The sequence below is a fragment of the Streptomyces sp. NPDC101151 genome (genome assembly GCF_044768335.1).
In the GTDB taxonomy this organism is placed as follows: Bacteria; Actinomycetota; Actinomycetes; order Streptomycetales; family Streptomycetaceae; genus Streptomyces.
Map to the genome: position 1 here is coordinate 1 of NZ_JBIWPP010000104.1, position 4,173 is coordinate 4,173.

Consider the following 4,173-nt stretch of genomic DNA (forward strand, 5'->3'; position numbering starts at 1 on the left):
CACAGACGCAAACACCGGATACGAGGCATACAACTCCCGCCCCATACCCACCCGCTGACTCCCCTGACCCGAGAACACCACCGCAGTACGACCCGAAGCCACACCCCCGGCAGGACCCTCCACCAGCCCCGGCACCGACTCCCCACGCACCAACGCCCCGAGCCCGGACACCAGAGCGTCGCCGCTCTCGCCGATGACCACCGCGCGGTGTTCCAGCGTGGCTCGCGCGGAAGCGAGCGACCAGCCCACGTCCACCGGGGACAGCTTCGCGTCAGCCGTCACAGTGGACCGCAGCCGCTCGGCCTGCGCGCGCAGCGCCGTTTCACCGCGGCCGGACACGACCCAGGGGACCACGGGCAGTGTGACGCCGAGCTCGCCCTTCTCCGCGGCCTCGACCGACTCCGACTCCGACTCCTGCTGCGGCTCGGGTGCCTGCTCCAGGATCACGTGCGCGTTGGTGCCGCTGACACCGAAGGAGGAGACGCCCGCCCGACGCGGTGCACCCGTCTCCGACCACGCCCGCTGCTCGGTCAGCAGCTCGACGGCACCCGCGGACCAGTCGATCTTGGAAGAGGGCTCGTCCACGTGCAGCGTGCGCGGCATCACCCCGTGCCGCATCGCCAGCACCACCTTGATGACGCCCGCGACGCCGGCGGCGGCCGCGGTGTGGCCGATGTTGGACTTGAGCGAGCCGAGCCACAGCGGCCGGTCCTCCGGCCGCCCCTGCCCGTACGTGGCCAGCAGGGCGTCCGCCTCGATCGGGTCACCCAGGGTGGTACCGGTGCCGTGCGCCTCCACCAGGTCCACTTCGGCGGCGGCCAGTTGCGCGTTGGCGAGGGCGGCGCGGATCACCCGCTGTTGGGAGGGGCCGTTCGGCGCGGTGAGGCCGTTGCTGGCGCCGTCCTGGTTGACCGCACTGCCGCGTACGACCGCGAGTACCGGATGTCCGTTGCTCTGGGCGTCGGACAGCCGCTCCAACAGCAGGAAGCCGGCGCCTTCGCCCCAGCCCGTGCCGTCGGCCGCCTCCGCGAAGGACTTGCAGCGGCCGTCCGCGGCAAGCCCGCGCTGGCGGCTGAACTCCACGAACGCCACCGGGGTGGACATCACCGAGACGCCGCCGGCCAGCGCCAGCGAGCATTCCTTGCGGCGCAGCGCGTGCGCCGCCTGGTGCAGGGCCACCAGCGAAGAGGAGCACGCGGTGTCCACCGTGACGGCGGGGCCCTCAAGTCCAAGGACGTAGGACACACGTCCGGAGAGCACCGCGCCGGAGCTGCCCGTCAGCATGTAGCCGGCTACGTCGTCCGGTCCGGAGCCCGTCGAGGCGCCGTACCCGGAGGGCGTGCCGCCGACGAAGACACCCGTCGCCGAGCCCTTCAGCGACGCCGGGTCGATCCCGGCGCGCTCGACGGCCTCCCAGGCCGTCTCCAGCAGCAGCCGCTGCTGCGGGTCCATGGCCAGCGCCTCACGCGGCGAGATCCCGAAGAACGCCGGGTCGAAGTCGGCGGCGTCGTAGAGGAAGCCGCCTTCGTTCGCGTAGCTGGTGTCCTTGCGGCCCGATTCGCGGTCCGGGTCGTACAGCGTCTCGATGTCCCAGCCGCGCCCTTCGGGGAATCCCGAAACGGCGTCGCTGCCATCGGAGATGAGTTTCCACAGCGCCTCGGGAGAGTCGGCGCCGCCTGGAAAGCGGCAGCTGACGGCGACGATCGCGATCGGCTCCCGGTCCGCTTCCTCCTGCTCCTTCAGCCGCTGACGGGCCTTGTGCAGGTCGGTCGTGACCCACTTCAGGTATTCGCGGAGCTTTTCTTCGTTCGCCATGTCAGGACTTTCCGAACTCCTGGTTGATGAAATCGAATATCTCGTCGTCCGAGGCCGTCTGGAGCTGGTCCTCGATGGCCGGGCCCTGTGGCTCGCCGTCGCCGGATTCGCTGTCCAGCTTCGACAGCAGCACCTGGAGCCGTGCGGTGAGCGTGGAGCGCAGCTCGCCGTCCTCGGGGAGGAGTGAGAAGACCGCGGCTTCCAGCCTGTCGAGTTCCGCCAGAGCCGACTCGGGTGCGTCGTCCTCGGCACCGACCAGATGGGTCCGCAGATAGTCGGCGAGGGTGGTGGGCGTCGGGTAGTCGAAGACCAGCGCGGCAGGCAGCCGCAGCCCGGTGACGCCCTGCAGCCGGTTGCGGAGCTCGACGGCGGTCAGCGAGTCGAAGCCCAGCTCCTTGAACGCCTGTTCCTCGCCTACCGCGTCGCCGCCCGCGTGCCCCAGTACGGCGGCGGCGGTGGCGCGGACCAGGTCCACAAGTTCCCGCTGCCGTTCGGACTGGGGCATGTCCGCCAGCCGCCGCGCCAGCGACGAGGACGACTCGGCGTCGCCGCCGTCGGTCGCGGCCTCCGTCGTCTCCGTCGCCCGGAGCAGTTCCCGTACTTCGGGCAGCGCGTCCAGCAGGGGCCGCGGCCTGGCCGCGGTGAAGCCGGGCACGAAACGCGCCCAGTCGATGTCGGCGATCACCGTGAACGTCTCGTCGTGGTCCAGGACCTGCCGGAGTGCCTCGATGGCCAGCTCCGGGTCCATCGCCACGACACCCAGTCGGCGCAGGTGCTCCTCCGCGCCGTTGTCCGTGGTCATCCCGCCATCGGCCCAGGCGCCCCAGGCCACCGAGGTCGCGGTCAGCCCACGCGCCCGGCGGCGCTGCGCCAAGGCGTCCAGGTAGGCGTTGGCCGTCGCGTAGGCGCCCTGTCCGCCACCGCCCCATACGCCGGCGTTCGAGGAGAAGAGCACGAAAGCGTCCAACTCCTCCTCCGCCAGCAGTTCGTCCAGGTGCGCCGCGCCCGCGACCTTGGCGACCGCCACATCGGCGAACGCGCCCAGGTCGGTCGCGTCCAGCGGAGCCGTCGGCGCCACACCCGCCGCGTGCACCACCGAGCGCACCGGAGAGCCTTCGGCCTTCAACTCCGCCAGCAGTGCGGCCAGAGCGGTACGGTCCGCGGCGTCGCACGCCGCCACCGTGACCCGGCTGCCGATCTCGGACAACTCCGCCTCCAGCTCCGCCGCGCCCGGCGTCCCCCGTCCACGACGGCTGGTCAGAACCAGGTGTTCGGCTCCACGGCGCGCCAACCAGCGGGCGACCTGCCCGCCCAGCGCGCCCGTGCCGCCGGTGATCAGGACCGTGCCCTGCGGCTTCCACTCCCTGGGGGCGTGGCGGTCGCCGAGCGGGTCGTGCTCCAGACGGCGTACGAACAGCCCGGAGGCGCGCAGCGCAAGCTGGTCCTCGTCGCCCGCCGCGACCCCCGAGAGCACCGCACGGAGGCGCGTCAGCGCCGTCGCGTCGGCCGTTTCCGGCAGGTCGATCAGACCGCCCCACCGCTGCGGGTGCTCCAGGCCGATGACCCGGCCCAGGCCCCACAGCTGCGCCTGCGCCGTGCTCACGGCTGCGGTGGCGGCGGTCGAGCGGCCTGTGGCGACCGCACCGCGTGTGGCCAGCCACAGCGGCGCGTCAAACCCGGCGTCGCCGAGCGCCTGCACCAGAAGCAGGGTTCCGGCAAGTCCCTGAGGCAGCACGGGGTGCGCCGGGTGCTGCGCCTCGTCGAGCGCGAGCAGCGACAGCACACCGCTCGGACCGGCGCCGCCCACGGACTCCTGACCGGCGGAAGTCGAACGGAGCCGGTCGGCCAGCTCCGCCCTGCCGCCGTCGGCCGGATCCCAGGCGAGCCGCGTCACGGTCGCCCCGCCGTCGGCCAGCATCCGCTCGGCGGCGGTGACCCACTCGGCGTCGGTGTGTCCGGCCGGGACCACCAGCAGCCAGGCCCCGGCCAGCGACGCGGCCGCCGCGGCGGGCTGCTCGGGCAGCGGCTGCCACGCGACGCGGTACCGCCAGCCGTCGAGCGTCGCCCGCGTACGGCGCTGCCGATGCCAGGACGACAGCGTGGGCAGTACGGCGCTCAGCGAGGACCGCTCGTCGGATCCGTCGACGTCCAACGTCGTGGCGAGGGAATCCAGGTCCCCGCGCTCGACCGCCTCCCAGAATTCGCCGTCCAGGGCGGTGGTGTCGACAGCGGCGCTGCCGGTCTGCGCCTGGGCGGCGTCCTCCAGCCAGTAGCGGCGGCGTTGGAAGGCATACGTCGGCAGTTCGACCCGGGAGGCACCGGCGCCGGCGAACACCTGGCCCCAGTCGACCGCGACGC

The 4,173-nt window shown here is 72.7% G+C and carries 2 protein-coding genes; both read right to left on the reverse strand.

All coding sequences use genetic code 11. The features are described 5' to 3' along the window. Positions 1-1,815, reverse strand: a 1,815-nt coding sequence (locus tag ACIRU3_RS47385) for a type I polyketide synthase (RefSeq protein WP_404070608.1), incomplete at its 3' end; no start/stop codon positions are given. 1 nt (position 1,816) lies between these two features. After that, positions 1,817-4,173 (reverse strand): SDR family NAD(P)-dependent oxidoreductase (locus ACIRU3_RS47390; RefSeq protein ID WP_404070610.1); only part of this gene is annotated, 2,357 nt, incomplete at its 5' end.